This window comes from Actinoplanes aureus (assembly GCF_015704865.1).
GTDB lineage: Bacteria > Actinomycetota > Actinomycetes > Mycobacteriales > Micromonosporaceae > Actinoplanes > Actinoplanes aureus.
Genome location: NZ_JADQTO010000058.1, coordinates 1 through 21,273 on the forward strand (window position 1 = coordinate 1; position 21,273 = coordinate 21,273).

General features: G+C 68.4%; 15 protein-coding genes. 3 read left to right on the forward strand and 12 right to left on the reverse strand.

The window, feature by feature from the left end; all coding sequences use genetic code 11:
* The 6 genes from I4J89_RS48170 to I4J89_RS48195 all read right to left on the reverse strand — a co-directional run.
* Positions 1 to 2,523, reverse strand: a 2,523-nt coding sequence (locus I4J89_RS48170; protein WP_230860829.1) for a carbohydrate-binding protein, incomplete at its 3' end; no start/stop codon positions are given.
* A gap of 259 nt (positions 2,524 to 2,782) precedes the next feature.
* Positions 2,783 to 5,176: an RICIN domain-containing protein gene (locus tag I4J89_RS48175; protein ID WP_196420952.1), complete on the reverse strand. Its 2,394-nt coding sequence runs from the start codon at positions 5,174 to 5,176 to the stop codon at positions 2,783 to 2,785.
* A gap of 208 nt (positions 5,177 to 5,384) precedes the next feature.
* Positions 5,385 to 6,596 (reverse strand): mandelate racemase/muconate lactonizing enzyme family protein, encoded by a 1,212-nt coding sequence (locus I4J89_RS48180; protein ID WP_196420953.1) that lies wholly within the window; start codon positions 6,594 to 6,596, stop codon positions 5,385 to 5,387.
* A gap of 1 nt (position 6,597) precedes the next feature.
* Positions 6,598 to 7,425 carry a carbohydrate ABC transporter permease gene (locus I4J89_RS48185; protein ID WP_196420954.1) on the reverse strand — a complete coding sequence of 276 codons (828 nt, stop codon included), beginning with the start codon at positions 7,423 to 7,425 and terminating at the stop codon, positions 6,598 to 6,600.
* Positions 7,425 to 8,393, reverse strand: coding sequence for a carbohydrate ABC transporter permease (locus tag I4J89_RS48190; RefSeq protein WP_196420955.1), 969 nt, complete (start codon positions 8,391 to 8,393; stop codon positions 7,425 to 7,427). Before I4J89_RS48190 ends, I4J89_RS48185 begins: the two co-directional genes overlap by 1 nt.
* A gap of 5 nt (positions 8,394 to 8,398) precedes the next feature.
* A complete protein-coding gene (locus I4J89_RS48195; protein WP_196420956.1) occupies positions 8,399 to 9,664 on the reverse strand; it encodes an ABC transporter substrate-binding protein in 1,266 nt (421 codons plus the stop codon).
* Positions 9,665 to 9,801: 137 nt separating this feature from the next.
* On the opposite strand from I4J89_RS48195, the gene I4J89_RS48200 reads away from it, so the two are divergent.
* On the forward strand, positions 9,802 to 10,572 hold the full coding sequence (locus tag I4J89_RS48200) for a FadR/GntR family transcriptional regulator (protein ID WP_196420957.1): 771 nt from the start codon (positions 9,802 to 9,804) through the stop codon (positions 10,570 to 10,572).
* A 291-nt stretch (positions 10,573 to 10,863) separates the two neighbouring features.
* Here I4J89_RS48200 and I4J89_RS48205 read toward each other — a convergent pair whose 3' ends face one another.
* From I4J89_RS48205 to I4J89_RS48230, 6 genes are all read right to left on the reverse strand, one after another.
* A complete protein-coding gene (locus I4J89_RS48205) occupies positions 10,864 to 11,115 on the reverse strand; it encodes a DUF8691 family protein (RefSeq protein ID WP_196420958.1) in 252 nt (83 codons plus the stop codon).
* 75 nt (positions 11,116 to 11,190) lie between these two features.
* Positions 11,191 to 12,012 carry a class I SAM-dependent methyltransferase gene (locus I4J89_RS48210; protein WP_196420959.1) on the reverse strand — a complete coding sequence of 274 codons (822 nt, stop codon included), beginning with the start codon at positions 12,010 to 12,012 and terminating at the stop codon, positions 11,191 to 11,193.
* A gap of 116 nt (positions 12,013 to 12,128) precedes the next feature.
* Positions 12,129 to 15,176, reverse strand: a complete 3,048-nt coding sequence (locus I4J89_RS48215; protein ID WP_196420960.1) for a winged helix-turn-helix domain-containing protein — start codon at positions 15,174 to 15,176, stop codon at positions 12,129 to 12,131.
* Between the two features lie 259 nt (positions 15,177 to 15,435).
* Positions 15,436 to 16,380 carry an NADP-dependent oxidoreductase gene (locus I4J89_RS48220; protein ID WP_196420961.1) on the reverse strand — a complete coding sequence of 315 codons (945 nt, stop codon included), beginning with the start codon at positions 16,378 to 16,380 and terminating at the stop codon, positions 15,436 to 15,438.
* A 191-nt stretch (positions 16,381 to 16,571) separates the two neighbouring features.
* A complete protein-coding gene (locus I4J89_RS48225; RefSeq protein WP_309238799.1) occupies positions 16,572 to 17,474 on the reverse strand; it encodes a helix-turn-helix domain-containing protein in 903 nt (300 codons plus the stop codon).
* 298 nt (positions 17,475 to 17,772) lie between these two features.
* Positions 17,773 to 18,501: a CGNR zinc finger domain-containing protein gene (locus I4J89_RS48230; RefSeq protein ID WP_196420963.1), complete on the reverse strand. Its 729-nt coding sequence runs from the start codon at positions 18,499 to 18,501 to the stop codon at positions 17,773 to 17,775.
* Between the two features lie 40 nt (positions 18,502 to 18,541).
* Here I4J89_RS48230 and I4J89_RS48235 point away from each other — a divergent pair, with 40 nt between their 5' ends.
* Positions 18,542 to 19,705 carry an MFS transporter gene (locus I4J89_RS48235; protein ID WP_196420964.1) on the forward strand — a complete coding sequence of 388 codons (1,164 nt, stop codon included), beginning with the start codon at positions 18,542 to 18,544 and terminating at the stop codon, positions 19,703 to 19,705.
* 450 nt (positions 19,706 to 20,155) lie between these two features.
* On the forward strand, positions 20,156 to 20,968 hold the full coding sequence (locus I4J89_RS48240; protein WP_196420965.1) for a phosphotransferase family protein: 813 nt from the start codon (positions 20,156 to 20,158) through the stop codon (positions 20,966 to 20,968).
* Positions 20,969 to 21,273: the final 305 nt, after the last annotated feature.

Here is a 21,273-nt window from a genome sequence, read left to right on the forward strand (position 1 = left end):
GCCCAACGCCCTGATCGTCGAGCCCGGCGTCACCGTCCACCGCTGCCCCGCCGTACCGTTGCACGACGCGATCTGCACCTGCGTCCCATCCACCGAACTACCGTTACGCACATCCAGGCACTTACCGCCGATGCCCACGATCGGACCCGTTCCGCCAGGTTGGGTGCCGGTGTTGAAGGTGAACGCGTCGACGTCGAAGAGGAAGCCGGAGCCGCCGGCGAAGGTCAGGTAGAGCGTCGTGGTGCCGGCCGGCGCGCCGGAGATCGAACCGCTCACGGTGGTGAAGGTGTCCCAGGAGCCGGTTGCCGCGACGGTGGCCGAGCCGAGGACGGTGCCGCTGGGCGAGCCGGCGCGGATCTGCACCGTGCCGCCGGCACCGGCGGACGACACCCGGGCGGTGAACGACGTGGCGGCGCCCAGGTGGTAGGGCTCGAAGGCGATCCAGTCGCCGTTGTCGATGCTGCCGACGGTCTTGCCGCCCTCGGCGGTGGACTTGTCGTGGACGACGATGCCGGACGAGGTCCTGTAGTGCTCCGCCTGGCGATGTCTCGGCTGCAGGATGTGCTGCGTGTGCGTGGTGAGCCCGGCGTCGTCGGTGTACTCGGCGTCGAAGACCGCGAAGATGTTCGCCGCGTCGTCGTGCTCCCCGTCGACCGGGATGGTGAGCGTGCCGGTGCACCCGGTCTTCGAGGTGATCTGGTGGCCGTGGTTGTCGTGACCGAGAACGTAGGTCACCTTCACCCGGGCGCAGTCGATCGTTCCGTCCTCCGGATCGGTCACCGTGACGGTGAAGGGCACGGTGTCACCGAAGGTGAAGATGTGCCCGGCGGCGGGACTGCCGAACGTCACTGTCGGCGCGGTGTTGCCGACCGTGATCCGTACGCTGGCGGTGCCTGTCGCGCCCGCCGTGTCGCGCACCGTCAACGTGGCCGTGTAGTTCCCGTTGGTGGTGTAGGTCTTCGTCGGGTTGGCAGCCGACGAACTGGTGCCGTCACCGAAGTTCCACGCGAACGTCAGCGGGCCACCCTCGGGATCCGATGAGCCGGCCGATGAGAAGGTCACGGTCAGCGGCGCCTGGCCGGAGGTCTTGTCCGCGCTCGCCGCCGCCACCGGCGCGCGGTTGCCGCCACCGACATAGTCGAACCTGTAGAGCGCCGAGTTGGCGTCGCCGCTGTAATACCCGGTGCCGTAGTCGAGCACGTAGTAGGAGCCGTCCGGGCCGAAGGCGGAGTCCATCACCTGTTTGCCGGTCCAGGGGAAACTGTCGATCGTCCCCGGTGAGCCGTCGGCGTTGAGGTGGATCGGCTTGATCCAGCCCCGGCCGAACTCGGTGGCGAAGAACTGCCCGTCGAACGCCTGCGGGAACTTCGTCGGCGATGTCGAGGCGGGATCGTAGCGGTACACCGGCCCGGCCATGGGCGACTCCGCGCCGCCGCCGAACTCCGGCGGACTACCGGCGTCGCCGGCGTACCTGATCCAGGCCCCCTTGGCGGGCGGAAGCGTGCTGAGACCGGTGTTCCGGAACGAGTTGTTCGTCGCGCCGCCCGAGCAGTTGTACTTCGCGCCTGCCGTGTTGGTGGCGAAGTTCCATTCGGCGTACGTCTCAGAGGTGGTGTTCGCGCCGGTACAGTACGGCCAGCCGTAGAAGCCGGGGCCGGTGATCCGGTTGAACTCGACCTGGCCCTGCGGTCCGCGCGACGTGGTGACGCCGGCGTCCGGACCGTAGTCGGCGACGTACACGACGCCGGTGGCCTTGTCCACGCTCATCCGGAACGGGTTCCGCAGACCCATCGCGTAGATCTCCGGCCGGGTTCCCGCGGTCCCGGCCGGGAACAGGTTGCCGGACGGAATCGAGTACGACCCGTTCGCGTTCACCTTGATCCGCAGCACCTTGCCGCGCAGGTCGTTGGTGTTGGCGGCGCTGCGCTGCGCGTCGAACGCCGGATTCCGGTTGGTCCGCTCGTCGATCGGGGCATAGCCGGCCGACTCGAACGGGTTGGTGTCGTCCCCGGTGGACAGGTACAGGTTGCCGGCCGCGTCGAAGTCGATGTCGCCGCCGGCATGGCAGCAGATGCCCCGGTCGGCCGCCACCTCGAGAACGTCGACCTTGCTGGCCGTGTTGAGGGTGAAGTCGGCGTTGAGGGTGAACCGCGACAGCCGGTTGACGCCCTGCCAGGCGGACCAGTTGGTGCCGGTAACCGGCGCATCCCCGCCCGGCGTGGACAGGGGCGGTGCGTAGTACAGGTAGATGTGCCGGTTGGTGGCGAATCCGGGGTCGACGCCGATCCCTTGCAGACCGTCCTCGTCGTGCGAGTACACGGGGATCGTGCCGACCACGGAGGTGTTGCCGCTGGCATCGGTGCGGCGCAGCGTTCCGTTGCGCGCGGTGTGCAGCACGGAGCGGTCCGGAAGCACCGCGAGCGACATCGGCTCGCCTACCTCGGATACGCCCCGGGCGAGCTGCACCTGCTGGAAGTCGGCGCCGTTGATCGTGTGGGCCGAGGCCGGAGGCGCAGTGGACATCTGGACGGTGAGAGTGGCCGCGAGCAGCAGCAGTGTCGCTACCGCAGCGTGTCCGCGCACGACAGAGGATCTCTGATCTCGGGTGAGCATGAGGGTGCGATCCCTTCCTGAGCAGCTGACTGCCAGGCTGGGGCGCGCGCCGACGCGCCGATGTGATGGCCGGACGTTGCCGCGACCCACCGGGTGCCATGCCGGTGGGCCGCCGTCGCCGAGCCGGGGCAACAGCTCGGCGACGGCAGAGTCGTTCTCGCCGGGCCGCTCAGCCGCGCAGATTCCACTGCTGGTTGGTGCCACCGTGACATGCCCAGAGGTGAATCCTCGTCCCGTTCGCGGTGCCGTTGCCGCTGGCGTCCACGCACAGACCGGACTGCGCGCCGGTGATCGTCCCGTTGGGGTTCACGTTCCACTGCTGATTGGCCTGGCCGTTGCAGTCCCAGATGATCACGGCAGTACCGTTGGCCGTGCCGTTACCGGACGCGTCAAGGCACTTGTTGCCGTACACCGTCAACTGTTTGCCGGCGGTGTAGGTCCATCGCTGGTTCGTCCCGCCGTGACAATCCCACAGCTGCACCTGGGTACCGTTCGCCGTGCTGGATCCGCCGACCTCGATGCAGCGGCCGGACCCGCCACCGACGATCTGCACATTCTGCCGCCCGGACCCGCTCTGCGGCCCGGCCGCCGCCATCACCGCCTGCGCCCCCGCAGGCCAATTGCCGCCGGTCACCGTGACGTTGCCGGAGACCACGTTGCCCCGGTCGCCGTTGGTGACGTTGGTGCTGCCGTTGGTGGACCAGTTGCCGGTGACGGTGAAGTTGCCCATGTTCTCGGCGAACCAGTAGTTGGCGGTGGCCCAGGTTCCGGTCGCGGAGAAGACGTTGTTGCGGGCGGTGTAGTACCGCGAGCCCTCGTCGAAGTAGAGGCCGAAGTACCCGTTGGTGCGCAGGCAGTAGTTGTCGCCGATCAGAGCGCCCGGGTTGGCCGACAGCGTGTAGATGCAGCCACCGTCGTTCATCTGTTGCATCACGTCGTGGATGTAGTTGCCGGTGAGCACGTTGTTCGACGCGGTGGTGGCAGTCGAATAGCGCGGCTGGTAGTTGTAAAGGCCTCGGTCGGCGTAGTGATTACTGCCGCCGGCGTCGTTCGAACCCCAGCCGTACCCGATCGACATGCCGGTGTACGGCAGGTTGTAGACCTCGTTGTGCGTGATCGTGGCACCGGAGACGTACGTGGCCAGAACCGACACGATCCCCCGATGTTCGATGCCGAGATCGTGGAGCCGGTTGTTGCTGATGTTGATGTCCCGGTTGACCATGCGCTGGTCGGAGGGGTGGTGTGCGTCAGCGCGTACGCCGCCGACGACGATGCCGCCGGCCGAGTTGCGGGCGATCTCGGACCGCGTCACGGTGATGCCGGCGGCTCCCAGACCGACGCCGCTGGCGTGTGCGGTGGCGTCGTTGCCGATACCGATCGCCGTCTGGCCCAGGTTGACGAACTGCGAGTCGGCGAAGGTGACGTTGTTGGCCGCGGAGACCTGCACGGCGGCGGGCGACTGGAACCAGTTCGGCCGGGTGGCCTCGAACTGGGGGCAACCGTTGTGGCACGACGTGAAGCCGGGCCAGTTCCAGTTCCCGGAGATGTACGCGCCCGTCTGCTGGTCGGCGTAGCCCTGGTTGCTGCTGGGCCCGAGCCAGCTCGTGCCGGTGAACGTGATCCCGGTGAAGGTGATGTGGTGGGCCGGGGCCGCGTAGGTTCCTCCCACGGCGAGAAGGGAGTCGAGCGTGGGCAGTTCAACGCCGACACTGCTCATGTTCTGCCCGGCGAGCGGGATGTAGGACAGTGCACCGCTTCCCGGGTCGAGGTGCCACTCCCCCGGCGCGTCCAGGAATTCGTACGCGTTGCTGAGGTAGAGCGGTCCCGCACGATGCGGGCTGGTGAACGTGTCGTACCCGAAGTTGTTGTTGCTCCAGCCGGGCTGCTGCATCGTGATCAGATTCCCGGCGATGTTCTGCACCGACACGTACCGATCGGTGAACGAGCCGACGCTCTCCACCTGGATGCGGCTGTCGTTGGACAAGTTGTTGAGGTACGACAGCGCGCTGCTGGTGAACCTCAGGCCCGTGCTGTCCGCGGTGAAGTCGGCGCGATTGACCTGGGTACGCGCCCTGGTGGCGATGGCGCCGTTGACGTAGAGCTGCCTGCTGTCCCGGCCCGCGCCGACGTTGGCGCGCCAGATGTTCTTTCCGGCATCCACCAGCGACCAGCCGGTGACGGCCCGGGCACCGCTGATCACGGGACGGGCCGACGGTGCCGCCTGCCACAGCACGCGGTAGCCGTTCGTGCCGGAGTCGGCAGCGGTCAGCCGCAGAGGTGCCGCCAACCGGTACACCCCGTCGGCGAGCTGCACGACGATGTCGCCGGACATGGAGCTGTTGAGCGACCGCACAGCGGTCTGAGCGCCGGTCAGCGAGCACGGCTGGACGCTGGTGCAGCTGGTGCCGGTTCCGGATGGGGCGGCGTAGAGGGTGGTGGTCGCGGCGAGGGCGGGCGCGGCGGACGCCGCCACGGCGGCCGCGGTGGCGGCGACTGTCAATGTCGCCGTCGCGAGCCCGGCCAAGAGTCTTCCGGGTGACCCCGAGGACGAGGGTACGGACACGGCTGTCTCCTTACCTGGGCGGGTTTGGAATCTGGTCTCGCGGTGCGGTTGAACCGCTGACGAGCTGCCGGATGCGGCACCACGAAATCCCGGCATGGGCGACTCGAAGTCATTTCATCATACGAATGACGTGTGTTCAATGATCGATGATTGTCGATTCTGTCGGACCGGGCGCAATCCCGAACCGGTCACCGCATCCCGGACCGGCCTACCGAGGCCAGACGTCGTTGTTCCGCGGCGGCGCGACCGCGAATCGGGTGCCGCGGGCAGCACCGTCCAGTTCCGGCAGCAACCGCCGCCCGGCACGTTCCGGGCGGACGTGCGGCCCTCCCGCCGAGGGCGGACCGGAACGCTGCGCCGCGGCCAGGATGGCCTGGTCGTCGACGCGCATCCCCAGACCCGGAGTGTCGCCGAGCAGGAAGGCGCCGTCGTCGACGCGCAGGTCCAACGAGACGCCGATCGGCGGGGACAGATCCTGCAACTCGCTGGTCAAGTGGTTCGGTATGGAGGCCGCCGCGTGCAGTAGTCCGATCGGGCTGTTGCCCACCGGGCTCACCGGCAAATCGTAGGCGTGCGCCAGGGCGCAGACTCGCAGGAAGTGGGTGACGCCCCCGACCGCGGCCGCCTGCACGACGTCGACGGCCCCCGCGGCGATCAGCGGGCGGTACTGCTCGAGCCCACTGAGGTTCTCCCCCGTGGCGACTGACGCGCGGACGCCGCGGGTGACTGCGGCGAGGCCCTCGGCGTCCCAGCGCCGGACGGGCTCCTCGATCCAGATGAGATCGAGTGTGCGCTCGAGCTCGCCGACGTGCCGCACGGCCTGCTTGCGGGTCCAGGCCTCGTTCACGTCGAGCATGAGGCCTGGCCGCCGTCCGTGCGCCGCTTCAGTCAGCACGTCCCTGACCAGGCACAGCCGATCCCGATCGCGCTCGATGTCCAGACCGCCCTTGAGTTTGGCGGCGCGCAGGCCGTGCCGGGCGTAGACCTGATACGTGGCGGCGAGTTCCTCGTCGGTCAGTGCGATGTCGAGGCCGGAGGCGTACGCCGGGACCCGTCGGTCGCGTCCCCCGAGCAGCCGCCACAGCGGCTGGCCGGCCGCCTGGGCCTTGATGTCCCACAGGGCGGTGTCCAGCGCGCCGATGGTGCCGAACACCGGACCCGCGTGCCCGGCCTTGAAGGTGTGCCGGAGCATACGGTCATAGAGGGACGTCACCGCGCGGGGATCTTCCCCCTCGATGGCAGTGAAGATCCGTTCGAGCTCGACGTGCGGGCCGAGGCCGACGCCAGAGATACCTTCGTCCGTGTCGACGATCACGAGGGGCACCGGAACCACCCCGTCGGCGAAGACACCGTTCGCGTCGCCGACCGGCCGTCCCCATTCCTGCGTCGTGGTCAGTGGCCGGTATCCGGTGATCCGCATGTCAGCCCTTCGTGGAGCCGGCGGCGACGCCGTCGGCGATCTGGCGCTGAAGGAACAGGTAGACGACGAGCACGGGAAGTGCGGCGATCAGAACACCGGAGGCGAAGGTCGGGATGTCGTCGGAGTACTGCCCTCGCAGCGAGGTCACGCCCACCATGAGGGTCCGATGGTCGGCCGAGGGCATCATCACCAGCGACATGAGTACATCGTTCCAGCAGAAGAGGGCGTTGAGGATGCCGACCGACAGCAGGGCCGGCCTACCCAGCGGGAGCATGATCCGGCGATACACGCCGTAGACGCTGTTGCCGTCGATCCTGGCCGCGTCGATCACCTCTTGCGGGATCGTCCGGTAGTAGCTGGTCAGGAGGAAGACGGTGAACGGCAGGAACTGGGCGACGTAGACGAGGACCAGCCCGGGGTACGTGTCGATGAGCGCGGCATCGGCCATGATCCGGGCGAGCGGCACCATGATCACCTGGAACGGGACGAACAGCCCGGCCAGGAAGGTCAGGTACAGCAGCGACGATCCGCGGAACCGCAGCCTGCTCAAGGCGAAGCCGGCCATCGATCCGAGCAGGAGCAGCAGCAGCACCGACGACGTCACGACGATCAGCGAATTGACGAAGTAGCGCCCCATCCCGACGCTGGTCCACGCCGTTTCCAGGTTCTGCCCGCGCAGGGTGTCGACCAGGGCGAAGCGATCGAGAACGTAGTCGCGCCGGGTCTTCATGGCGACGTTGGCGGTGAACAGCAACGGATAGAGCGTGGCCAGCGCCAGCAGGGACATCGGCAGCGCAGCCAGCCAGGGACCCGGGCGGACGCGGGACATCAGTCGTCCCTCCCTGCCCGCTGGAGCAGCGTGATCTGCAGCAGGCCGACCACGAGCATGATCACGAAGAGGACCGTGGACGCCGCCGACGCGAGGGCCGGCCGGTTCATCTGTCCCTGCTGAATCCAGATGTAGTACTCCGGCAGGTAGGTGGACCCCTCCGGACCGCCGCTGGTCATCACGTAAAGGAGGCCGAACATCGAGGTCAGCATCCCGATCATGGTGGTGACGAAGACGAACTGGATGGTGCGCGTCAGGCGCGGAATTATCACGTGCCAGATCACGCGGAGCAGCGACGCCCCGTCCACCCGCGCCGCGTCCAGGAGTGCGGAGTCCAGCGTGGCGAACCCGGCCAGGAACACCACCAGGGCCATCCCGAATGTGGCCCACACGTGTACGCCGACAACGGCGAACATGGCGACGTCGGGGTCGCCCAGCCAGTCCACCGGACTCACCCCCGCCCTGCTGAGGGCGGCGTTGAGAGGGCCGTCGAAGGCGAGCAGAAGGTTGAAGATGGCCCCGACGATGACCGGTGAGAGGACGGCAGGGAAGAAGTAGACGCTGCGATAGAGGCGGTGGCCGGGTACCCGGAGGTAGATGAACGTGGCAAGGAGGCCGGGAATCGCCACAGCGACGGGGAGCAGCAGCACCAGCAGGCCGACGTTGCCCAGTGCGGTCCGGAACAGCGGGTCCCCGAACAGCTCCCGGTAATTGTCGACGCCGACCGCCGTCCCATTCCGTTCGCCGTCGCCGGTGAACGAGAAGTTCACCCCGAGTAACAGCGGGTACAGCCGCAGCGCCAGGATGATGAGCGCGGTGGGAGCAATCAACACATAGGGCGCGAGGCGCTCGGTACGTGAGCCCCGCACCGGACGGGGAGAGCGGCGTTCCGCGGGAGGCGGCAGCGCCTCGTCGGTCCGCCCGGCACCACCCGCGCGGACCGACGGATGCGCGTTACGGAGCGGCACCGGGCTCAGGCCGCCTTGTCGGAGGCGGCGAGTTGCTTCACCACCTCGTCGACGGTGGTGGACCCGCTCAGCAGTTGCTGAGACAGGCGCCCCATCAGGTCCAGGGTCTTCGAGGACAGCGCCACGTGCAGTGCGGGCTTACCGGTCTTGATCCCGGCGACGATCGCGGCCGCCGCAGGGCCGCCTTGGGACACGTCTATCGTCGTGTCGGCCGCGATCGCGCCGGCGTCCGCGTAGAAGGCTGTGAGCGCTTCCGTCGAGGTCAACGAGCGTACGAGGTCCGCAGCGACCTTCGGCTCCTTGGTCCACTTGGCCACCCCGTACCCGATGCCGCCGTCGTAGGCCAGACTCGGGGTGGTGCCGGCCGTGACCACCGGAGCACCCATGACGCCGAGCTTGTCCGGCGTGACGAACTCGTTGAAGTCCTTCCAGTGCCCGACATCCGACATCAGGCCGATCACATGCGCGGCTTTGCTGGATTGGAAGAGGGCGAAGGAATCGTTGAACATCGCCGTCGAGTTCGCGCCGTCGTTGTTCAATCCCTGGTCGCCGGCCTGCTTCCACAGCTCGAAGACCTGCTTGACGTGGGGCGATGTCCAGTCGCGTTTGCCGGCGATCCAGTCGTCGTACTCCTGGGCGGTAAGAATTCCCGAGCCCAGCGCCGAGAGCCAGAACTGGATGCCGGCCCCCTCCTTGTTCCCGAGAGCGATGCAGTCGGCGCCCGCCTTGGCGATGGCGCCACAATCGGCGAGGAACTCGTCCCACGTGGTGGCCGGGGTAGCCGGATCCAGACCGGCCTTCTCGTACAGCGCCTTGTTGTAGTAGATGGGATGGCCCTGCAACGTCACTGGGCCGGCGTAGGTCTTGCCGTCCTTGGTGAACGCTTCCCAGCCGGCCAGCCGTTGCTTGTCCTCAGTCAGGTACTCGTCCAGCGGCACCAGTGCGTCCACCCGGTCGCGGATCTGCCCGCCACCGTTGAACAGCATGACGTCCGGGCCCTTGCCGGATTGGATCGCCGCACCGAGCAGTGTGTAGTACTGGTCGAACGGTTGCGCGACGAACTCGACCGTGACGTGGGGATGTTTCTTGGCGAAGCCGGCCTTCGCCTTCTCGATATAGGACGCCGCGGACGGCTCGCCGGATTTCCAGTCCCAGACCACCAGCTTGTCGGTGGACCCGCCGGAGGACTGATCAGAACCGGTGGCACTACCACAACCGGCCACCGTCAGCCCAGCCACGAGGACCGCCGACCACAAAGAGCGCCTTCTCATCTCGCCACCTCTGAGAGAGCGGCCGACGGGCCGCGGGGGCCAACAGTGCTCGGAAACGTAACTCGTATGACGTATGTCGTCAACGGTCCAGTCGTACACTGATACGACGCCGCAGCCGGCGAGCAACCGGAGGGGAAATGACGCCATCGCATGACACGGCCGTGAATCCCGTGGCCAACCCGGCCTGGGCTCGCCGGCCCAGCAGCCTCGCCAAGGCCCTCACCGCCGAACTGGTCGAGCGCATCGTCCGGAACGTCTATCCCTCCGGGACGCCGCTGCCGCCCGAACCGGTCCTCTGCGAAACATTCTCGGTCAGCCGGACCGTCGTCCGGGAAGCGGTGAAGATCCTCCAGGAGAAGGGGCTGGTCCAGGTCCGCCAGGGCGCAGGCACCACCGTGACCCCGTCATCACAGTGGGACATGCTCGACGAACTCGTTCTCATGGCCACCATCGCCGAGGACGACACCCTGGCCATCCTCGACGACGTCGTCGTCACCCGGCGACTGCTGGAGTCGGACATGGCCAACGTCGCCGCCCGCACCGCCGGGCCGGACACCGTCCAACGCCTCCGTGCCATGGTGGACAGGATGGACGAACTCGTCGACGACCACATCACCTACCAGGAACACGACCGAGCCTTCCACGACACGATCATGCAGGCTTCCGGCAACCGCGTCGCACGCAGCGTCGTGCGGGCACTGGAGAGCCAGGTCGTCAACACGGCCCGATACATGGGCCGCACCGAACGGTCCCTGTGTGTAGCGTCCAACCGCGGGCATCGGCGCATCTGCGAACGGATCGCCGCCCACGACCCACAGGGCGCAGCCGAGGCGATGTTCACCCACATCACCGAGGCCTGGCTCGTCCGGCGCAGCGGCTCCGGTGAGCCCGCCCGCCTCGACCGCTGAATAACGGTGAAGCACAGCGGCCGCCGGGACCTCAATTCCACAAGGGCTCCCTTCTCGGCTCCACGCCAGCCGCCAGGCATGCGGAATAACAGAAGCCGGTGAGCGCAAAATCCGGGGACAAAGCAACGGACTTCAATGAACCGCAATGCTGACACGGTGACGCGTCGGAAACAACAGTTTCCGGCCACCATCCATGCGCCCGCTTATCGTCACTACTCGTAAATCTTTTTGCCACTGTCGGACCATGAATCTGTTATGCCGGAACCGCCGAGATGGTCGCGTCCTGCAGTTCTACGAGACGCGCCGAATGATGTCATCGGCCGCTGTCAGGTGTTCAACCAGTAGGAGGGTCGCACCCAGATCGCGTAGCCGGGCCAGCAGCCCGAAGAGTGCCGCCTGGTCGGCCAAGGGGCCGGTCAGCTCGCTGGTGCCGTCATCGGCTTGGGTGACGGTGAGGCCGTCGAACCACGTTGACCAGTCCGGGTCGACGTGGCCGCGGAGGCGGATCCGGTAGCGCGCTGGCGGTTGAGCTGGTCCGGTCATGGTGTGGTCACCCCGACCGGCGGGTCCGCCGGCCGGGCGGCTGAGAAATCGGGCGTCGGGTTCCGGGAAGGTTCTTCAGAAGCGGTAGTGCAGAACGAAGCTCGCCATCCGGGACAAGGTGGTGCTGTGCGAGATGAGCCGCTGGAACAGGCGCCAGCCCGGCGGAAACTCGGCGACTTCAGGTTCCTTGCTGAGCACGATCTCCCGGACCAGATGGAGCTTGGGGTTCCAGCCTTCGGCGTCCCGCGGGTCGTCCATGCCGGGAAATTTCATCAGCCCGGCGACTGACTTCGTGCCGCGCGCGTGCCGGGCCACCCAGACGGCGAACCGGGTGTAGGCGTTGAAGACGAGCTCGCCGCTGGGGAAGTGGTTGATGAGCCGATTCCACAGCGACGCCATCTCGTCCTCGCTGAGGAACCCCATCAGACCATCGGCCACGATCACGGCCGGCCGTCCGGTCGGTACGGCGTCCAACCAGTCCGAGTCACGCACATCCGCGCTGATGGCGTGACGTCTCGGGTGCGCTGGGATCAAGCGCTCCCGGACGGCGACAACCGCGGGGAAGTCGACGTCGTACCAGTCGGCCGTGGCCGGCACGGTCAGCCGTGCGTGTCGAGTGTCGAGCCCGACGCCGAGGTCGAGCACGACCGCGTCCGGGTGACGAACCAGGAAGTCGGCAACCACCTGGTCCAGCTTCTTGGCCCGGAGGGCGACGCTGAGCCGGAAATTGGTGTCGATGTTGAGCCGGCCGTAGTCGTAGTCGAGGGTGCGCACGATCTGGTCGGACATGGCGTCGCCGAGAATGGGGTGTGCCGAGCGGTTGTCGAGAGCCCGGCCGCACAGGGTCAGCCACAGGCTGTCCTCGAGCGGCGTGAAGGTCGGCAGTGTGATGGTCATCGGTTCGGCCCCTCTTGATCGTCGTGGGATTTCCCTGCTGCTCGTCAGCTTGGCGGCGCGACCCGTCAGGGGCGTCCACCGGAATGTGGAGCGCGGGGTGGAAACCTGCGGCTAGATCAGTCCAGCAACCGGAGAGCGCGGGCGCGGGCCGCCGCCTGAGTGCGGCTGCGGACGCCGAGCTTGCGGTACAGGTGGATCAGATGGGTCTTGACCGTGCTCTGTTCCACGAACAGCTCCGCTGCCATGTCGGCATTGGAGTGTCCCGCCGCGAGCAGCCGCAGCACGTCCAGCTCCCGCTCGGTCAACGGCTCGATGAGCCCGGTGCCGTGCGAACCGGGCGGTCCGCCGGCAAAAGCGGCGAGCAGGGTGCCAAGGAAGGCCGACAACACGTCCCGCGCCGGCGCACGCAGGGCCGCCAGGAGCGCGGCCATGGGCTCGCCTTCGTCGAGGAAGGGCCGGATCACATCCTCGGTCTCGGCCTGGGCGACCGCCGCCGCAAGCAACTCGAGCGCCACCTGACGGTCGCCTCGGGCATCGGCGAGCAGCGTACGGAGGATGGACACCCGAAGCCGCAGCCAGCCCAGCCCTCGCCCGTCTGCCAGCTGCCCAGCGACCTGCAGGTGCCGTCGTGCCTGCTGCAGCAGGGCACCGTCGCCGGTGACCCGGCCCTGAGTGACCAGGACGCGCGCCGGGATGACGGCCGCGGCCTCGACGGCGGCAGCACCGAACCGGAGCAGGTCCGCCAGCGTCGCCGGTTCGACCGGAGCGGTCCAGGCAACGGCAGCGGCCCAGGCAACGGCGGCGGCTCCGTCACCCCGGGCCAGGCGTACCCGCGCCTCTGCCGCCTCCAGCAGCTTCTCCACCATCGCGAACGGCACACCCTGAAGATGCGGCCGGAGCTCGGACAGCACGGCTTCCGCCGCGGCCACGTCGCCCTGGGCCAGGCGCAGCCGTAGCAGGGGAATGCTTGCGAGAAGCACCAGTGGCGGCGCGTTCCCGAACTCACTCAGGGCGGCCAGCCCTTCGGTCGCCAACGGCCACGCCGCCGTCAAATCGTTCTCGTCGATCAGCAGCTCGGCCAGGGCCGTCCGTAGCCGGCCCACGGTCGCGGGCACGACGTGCCCGCCGGCCCAGTCCAGGGCCGCCCATCCGGTCGCCAGCGCCTGCCGCCGGGCGCCGCGGAGTCGCTGGACGTTCATCTGCTGGGTGGAAGCCGTCAGGCTGCCCTGGACCAGGCCGGCCGCCCGGTCAGCCGTGGCGACCTCCGCGAACGCCCGTTCGGCGCGGTCGAGCTGACCCAGAGCGAGCGCGGCCTGCCCCAGACTGATGCCGGCGATGCCGCGGTAGGCCACGTCGTCCGGTGCGAGGTCGGCGAGCGCCCGTTCCGCCCAGGTCACGGCCTGATCAGGCGCCGTATCCGGCACGACGGTGGCCAGGTAGGCACGGGTGGCAGCGACCGCACCGCTTGCGTGGCCGGCCGCGGGAAGCGCGCGTGCCGCCGCGTCGATCCACGCGGCGGCACGTTCCAGCTCGACCCGGTGGAGCAGGAGCCAGGCCCGCGCCAGGCAGAGCAGCGGGCGGCTGTGCACGACCGGCTCCGGAAGCGCCGCCAGCCAACCCTCAAGCGCCCGGTGGATACTCATGGTCGCGAACAGCTGGGGCGTCAGCGCCTCGATCCAGGTCGCCGCGTCCTCAGCGGCCCCGCCCGCCAGCGCGTGCCCGATCGCTTCCGGCAGCAGCCCTTCTCCGCCGAACCAGGCGCTGGCTCGCCGGTGGAGGGCGGCCGCCGCCTCGGCGCCGGCTTCTCGGGCCAGGCGCGTCCGCAACGCGTCGGCGAACAGGTGGTGATAGCGGTACCACACCCGTTCGTCGTCCAGCGGTACCAGGAACAGATTGGCCCGCTCCAGCTCTTCAAGCACCTTCTGGCCGTCCCCGGCGCCGGAGGCCAGCAGGGTGTCGCACAGCGGGGCGCACAGCCGGTCGAGCACGCTGGTGACCAGCAGGAAGCGTCGCGTCGACGGCGGCTGGCGCTCCAGCACCTCGGCGAGCAGGTAGTCGGCCACCAGCCGGTGCCCGCCGGTGAAGGCCGCCACGAACGCCGCCGGGTCGGGTCGGTCGCGCAGGGCGAGCCCGGCGAGCTGCAGTCCGGCGGCCCAGCCCTCCGTGCGCTCGATCAGCAGCGCCACCTGAGCCTCGGGCAGGCGCAGCCCGATGCCCGCGTCCAGGAACGCGGTCGCCTCCTCGGCGCTGAAGCCCAGATCGGCCGCTCGCACCTCGACCAGTTCGCGGCGGGCGCGCAGCCGCGGCAGGGGCAGCGGCGGGTCCTCGCGGGTGGCGATCACCAGATGCAGCGCCGGCGGCAGGTGATCGAGCAGGAACACGACCGCGGCGTGCACGCCCGGGTCGCGCACGACGTGGTAGTCGTCGAGGACGAGGACGCTGGGAGCGGGCAGTGCCGCCAGGTCGTTGATCAACTCGCCGACCAGAAGGTCGGACGGCGGTGGCCGCGGGGCTTCGAGCCAGGCCAACGCTCGCCGCCCACAGCCGGGCGCGATCGTCTGGCAGGCTGCGACGAGGTAGCGGAGCACCTGGTCGGCCGCCTGGTCACGGTCGTCGAGGGTGAGCCAGGCGACCGGGCGGTCCAGCTGGGCCAGCCAGGCAGCCAACAGGCTGGTCTTGCCGGCACCGGCCGGGGCCGACAGAAGCGAGCACCGAGCCGTGTCGAGGCCTTCGTTGAGGTGCCCGATCAGCCTGGGCCGGGGCACCAGATCGGGGCGAGGCCGGGGCACGTACAGCTTGGTGGTCAGCAACAGCGCGCCGCCGGCGCCCTGGTCAAGCCGGCCGGGAGAAGCCCGATTGATGCGTACGGCCAGCGCGGCGCCCGCCTCGGCCAGGCGCTCGGGCGTGAGCTCGTCCGCCTTGCCCAGGTAGACCTTGTGCTGGCGCCCGGCGGCCGTTCGGTAGGCGACCCAGTAGGCGCTGCCGCGCTGCCGGCGCTCTTTGCGCGCGGTGTACGCCCCGGCCGGTGAGCGGAACGAGAACGACCGGACGGCGTCGTCGGCCAGCCAGGTGAACCAGGCCGGCGAGCCCACGGTCAAGCCGGCCGCCCCGGACATCGCGGTTCCCAGCAGCAGCCCGTCCGCCACAAAGGGGATCTGCCGCATCCCGCCCGTCCCGATCCGGCGCCCGAGTACCCAACGTACCCAACAGCCCAACGGCGGTCGAGGTGAGTGGTGGACTTGCCGCGCTCGGTCCCGGATCTGGAACTTCATCGCAGTTGTGATCGGTTCCCACAAGGCACGACGCCCGCGATGTCGCCCACTCCCGGTGGGGTGGCGGGCCATCGCACCGGCCATCGAGGCCAGAGCCTCGGCGATCTCGGGATCCAACGACAAAGACATGACTGTCTTTTTTGGGGGCGTGTCAGGCCGTGGGCGCGAGGACAATGGTCTTGCCCGCCAGCTCGCCCGCGCCGGCCTGGGCGTGGAGTTTGGGCAGGTCGGCCAGCGCCACCCGCTGGGCGACCTCGACGCGCAACTCACCGTTGCTGACGCGAGCGGCCAGGTCGGCGAGTTGATCGGCATCGCTGCGGACGAACAGGTTGACGCCGCGCACGCCGCGATCCTCGTCGGAAGGGGCCGGCATCCAGACGGTGGTGTTGACGAGCGTGCCGCCGTCACGGATCAGCGTGACCAGCGCGGCCAACTGCTCCGGGGCGACCGGCGCGAGGTTGAGCACGAGGTCGACCGGCTCGGTCACCGCCGCGATCACGTCGATGGTCGTGTGGTCGATCACCTCGTCGGCGCCTGCGGCTTTGACACGCTCGGCGCTGCGTGGGCTGGCCGTGGCGATCACCCGAGCACGGGCCTCCTTGGCCAGTTGCACGGCGTATCCGCCGACCGCTCCGCCGGCGCCGTTGATCAGCACCCGCTGACCGGCGGTCAGGTTGCCGTGGTCGAACAGCGCCTGCCACGCGGTCAGGGCCACCAGCGGGAACGCCGCCGAGTCGGCCAACGGGATGTTCTTGGGTGCCCCCGTCAAGATCTCCGCCGGCGCGATCACATACTCTGCGGCCGCCCCCGTCCCTGTCATCGGCAGGAAGCCGATGACCTGGTCGCCGACCGCGACGTCGTCCACGTCGTCACCGAGGGCGTCGACCGTGCCGGCGACGTCGATGCCGGGAGTGTGTGGCAGCTCGACCGGGATCGGGCCTTGCATGTAGCCCGCGCGGATGTTGCCGTCGACGCCGTTGAACGACGTCGCGGCGACGCGGATCCGCACCTGACCGGCGCCGGGCGTGGGCAGCTCGACGTCCTCGTAGCGCAGGACTTCGGGACCGCCGAACTCGTGAAAACGCACTGCCTTCATTGCTGCACCTGCTTCTGTGAGCTCCGTCAATGTGCTCCGAACTTGAAACAATTCCGGCGCAGAGAGAAGCGCCTACGGCTTTGCTTCGAGTTGCGAAGGCGTCCAACCCCGCGTCACCAGGGCCGCCCGGAGGCAGCCCCTGGATCCGCGGTTGCTGGAGACGTCACTCAACTTCGCAGGATCCAGCGCGGTTAGCCTGGGCCAGGCCGGCCCACCTTGATGATGGTCGGCTCCCCGGCGACGCCGACGATCTCAGCGAGGCGCGCCGCATCGGTCGAGCCCGGCGCCGCGGTAAGCATCAGAGCCGCCAAATCGTCGCCCGGGATGGCGAGCAAGCTACCGACGAGCGTGACGGCGCCGCCGTCCGGATGAATGAACGCGGCACTACTCTCGTAGGCCGCCACCGGACGCGGCGTGCGCCACAAGGTGTCGAACAGGTGGCTTCGGCTCCGCAGCTCGTCCACCAGCGCGGCGAGCGACGTGTCTGCGGGGTAGCGCAACAGCGCGCTATTCAGGCGAGCAACGAGAATCGCCTCATGATCGGTTGCGTCAGCCGCAGATTGCTTGAAACCACTGAACGGATCGCAGAACGTGCGCCAGGCGATGTTCCACTCCCAAGAGTCCCCGGTGAGATCCCAATGCCCCAGGGCCATGAACGCACTGTTCACGGCGACCAGATTCATCGCCGCGTCGGAGACGAACATCGGCGTGTCCGTGAATCGCTCCAGCAGCCGCATCGCACCCGGACCGACTTCGGTCGGCACTTGCCCGTCCGCGGCGGCGTACCCGGCCAGCGCGCAGAGCCGCTCATACTCCGCCCGCCCGATCCGTAACGCGCGGGCGATGGCGTTCACCACCCCGGCCGACGGATGGCTGCGCCCTTGCTCCAACCGGCGTACGTAGTCCGCAGACATCCCCGCGAGCTCGCCGAGCTCCTCCCGCCGCAACCCTCGCACCCGCCGACGGCCGACCGGTAGCCCGACAGCCGCAGGGGCCGTACTCTCCCGCAACTGGCGTACCGCGGCGCCGAACTCGTGACGTACCACGGCCCAAGTGTGCCCGGGCCAGTCCAAGGCCTTGGCGTACGGTGCCACGACCAGCGGACCGGTGTCGCCAGCGGCTACTGAAATCGGTTCAATCTCATCGGCCAGAGTCGGATGTCGAGCGCCCGCGACCCCGGCTACGGCGCGTGACGTGCTCGTTGGCGCCCGGCGCGCACGGACAGCGGCAGAAGCGGATGCTGTGGGGCACGCTGTCACGGTCTCGACAACACCGCCCGAACCACCGGTGAGCGAATGGCGCGCCGCTTGACCGCCACGTTCGACGCGCTCGATGCTTACTTGCTGGGTGTACGGCTCGGCAAATGACCCATGCGGCCAAGCTCCGGCGGGGCTACGTCGAGTCGGCCGAAGGAGCGGTGGAGCCTGAAGGTGCCCCCGACGGCCGACGGGGCGTTGCGTTACTTGACCGTTCGCGAATGAGCCGGCTGCGCCGTGCGGCGACGTAGCGCCGCATCTTTTCGGCGGTGCCGCAGTCCTCCATGCTGCACCAGCGGCGGCTGCGGTTCTTGCTCTCGTCGTAGAAGACGAAGCTGCAGGCCTCGCACCGTTTGATGCGTTTCGTCGTAGCCGTGGTGAGCAGCGTGATCGCCGCGTGCACCACCGGCCGTAGCGGGCGCGTCAGCGAGTGGTCGTCCCGCCAGGTCCAGGCGAATCCGCTGTCCTGGTCGAGCCGGGCGTGGGCGAGCGCGTCCGCTTCGTCATCCCGCAACCGGGCCAGGGCGGTCGGGTCCGGGCTCCGGCCAGCGGCCAGCCCTTGAAATATCCCGTCCAGGTAGTCGCGCGTATGCAGCGCGCGCAGAAAGGTGGTGTCCGCGCCGGCTGCATCGACGCGGGCGCGTCGGCGTAGGGCTGTCGCCTCGGCGTCGGTGAGGTCGCCTGCGTACTTGCCCCAGGCGATCAGTTCGGGATAACCCGTGAGCACGTCGTCGTCCGGAGCGGCGTCCGGTGGACCGACCCGCGTGTTGACGAAGTCGAGGGCGAGGTTGCCGCCGACCAGGCGCATGCGAGTCACTGTTTCCATCAAAACGGATTTTACCAGTTGCGCGACAGCCGGCGCCATGTTCCCATCAAATCTTATTTAGCCGGAAACGAGGTGGACCATGAAGCGCGCGGTTGGTGCTCTGATCGGCTTGGCCGCTGGCACCTTTCTGTACGGCACCGCTGAGGGCCTGCCAGTAGGCCTGTTGCTCCCGATGGCCGCTGACCTGGACATCTCCCCGTCCCAAGTCGGCATGCTGGTCACCGTCTACGGCGCGGTCGTGATGATCGCCTCGGTCCCGTTGACCGTGCTGGCCCGCCGCATCACACGCCGGCGGCTACTGTCAGGGCTGCTGGCCGGCTTCGTCGTCAGCAACGCGGCCACGGTCTTCGCCACCTCGTTCGCACAAGCAGCGGCGGCCCGGGTGGCCACCGGACTGACCCACGCCCTGTTCTGGGCGGTGGTGGTGCCGGCCGCGGCCGAGCTGTTCCAGCCCAGCCTGCGCGGACGGGTGGTCGCGGTGGTGTTCGCCGGCGGCAACGTCGCGCTGCTCGCCGGCGTGCCCGCCGGCACCTGGCTGGGCGAGAAGGCCGGCTGGCAGGCGTCGTTTTTGGCGGTGGCCGGCCTCGGCGTGGTGGTCCTGGTCGTGGTGGCCACCTTGCTGCCGTCGACGCCCGGCGAGGGGCACGCCACCTATGGCGCGACCCCCGATGCCCGACGGTTCTGGCTGCTCGTGGCGATCGCCATCCTGACGACGGCCGGCGCCATCGCCGCCTACACCTATGTCGCCCTGTTCGTCACCAAGGTCACCGGCTTCCCCGCCGCGTCCGTCGGCGCCATCCTGCTGGCGCGCGGCATCGCCAGCGTGCTCGCCATGCTCGCGATCGGAGCGTTCGTCGACCGCAACCCGTGGCTTGCCCTGATAACGACCGTGATGCTGCAGACCGTGGCACTGCTCGTCCTGTACATGTTCGGTCGGCAGCCGGTGGTGGCCGTCGGCATGATCGCCCTATCCGGCATGGCGTTTGCGGCGTTCACGGCAGCGCTGGGTGGTCTGGTCCTGCAGGTGGCGCCGGGACGCTCCGACGTGGCGGCCGCAACGCTGTCAGCCGCGGTCAACGTCGGGATCACGTTCGGGGCCTTCGCCGGTGGCCTGGCGGTGTCGGGGTTCGGCGTGGCAAGCACGGTGTTGATCGGGGCGGCGCTCGGGGGGATCGCCTTGGTGCTGACCCGCGGTCAACCGGTGGGCCCTCGGCGGGAGCAGCTGGCGTTGTCCACCCGGTGAGGTAGCACCTCGCGGATGCCGGTCTTCTGGACGCCGGATCGCGAACCAGTTCGCCATGGCCGTGCAGGTGCCCGAATACCCGGCGATGCTGAATGGAGAGGAGGCAGACGACCCCAGCACGTCGCGATCGTCGGCAACGAGAACAATGTCATCCCACGAGGATCTTCGCTGAAGCCGGCGTTTCGAAATCCATCGCAACCCCCGGTCGGCCAGCGGTGAGCACATCCTCAATTCGGCCCGAGCGTGCGCCAGGCCTGTGAGGACGGCTGCAACGCTCCGTGGCGAGCGACTCGCGGCAGATCCGGATGGCAAGCGCTGAAGGGATCTTCCACCTTCTTGACAGTTACCCGTAGCTGGATCAGAGTCGTCCAGTGCGGGAAGGGTAATCAACGCGGTGTTGGTCTTGCTGAGCCCTTGCTCGCCTGGCTCAAGACACAGCTGAGCAGTCGGATGACGGTCAGAGCGGTTCGTTCCCTGCATGGCGGGGAAAGCCCTTGGTGGATCGACGTGACAACGCCCGGCCGGTCCATCTTTTCGGTGGTCCTCCGGTCTCCAAGCAGCCGGATCTCATCTGAACAGATTGCGACGAATGCAGCCGCGCTCGCCGTTGCTCAGAGAGCCGGCCTGCGAGCCCCTCGCCTACTTGCAACCGATCTTGACGGTCGCGTGGCCGGGGTATCAGCAAGTCTGGAGACCGCTGTGTCAGGGACGAGCAGGTGGTCTGCTGCACTCACTACCAAGCTGCTCCTGTCGGCTGGCGCCGCCATTGCCAAGGTCCACACCGTCCGCCTCATCCCGCAACCGCAGCTGCCGGTGCGAACCCGGCCTATCGCGGTGGACGACTTCGCTCATGAGCGCCGAACCGGCCGGCTACCGACCACCGCCCTGCTGCAATTGGCCGACGAGCGAGTTCAGGCGATCAAGACTCCCACCACACCGATCGTCTTTGTCCACGGTGATGTGTGGCCTGGCAACACGATGGTCGACGGTGGCGGGGTACACGCCTTGATTGACTGGAAGACCGCTGGCGTCGGCAACCCCGGTGTGGATCTCGGCGAACTGCGCAAACAGGCTGCGATCCTCTACGGTGAGGACGCTCCCGGATACGTCCTTGAGGGGTGGGAGCGGGCCAGCGGCACACGCGCCGCCGATATTCCCTTCTGGGACGCCGTGGCTGCTCTCAATACGCCTACCGACTCTTACAGTCCTCACGCAGCGCTCCGACGTGATCACTTCCTCCGGGCCGCAATCGCGCAATTATGAGAACATCGAGCGGTTATTGAAGATCGTTCGCCAGTCCGGGGGCAGGTCGGGGCGCTTGGACACGGTGGTTCGAGGTACGCAAGTCCGGAATTGCCTGCCGTGCGGCGCCCGCTCATCGGCAGAGTGGACGTTGAGCGCCGGCGACCCCGGCTACGGCCCGTGACGTGCTCGTTGGCGCCCAGCGTGCACGGACAGCGGCAGATTCCGGCGGTGCAATCGTCAACGGCCGAGTACGGCACCGCCGTTGAGACCGATGATCTGCCCTGTCAGGTAGCCGGCGTCGGGCGAGGCGATGTAACGGATGG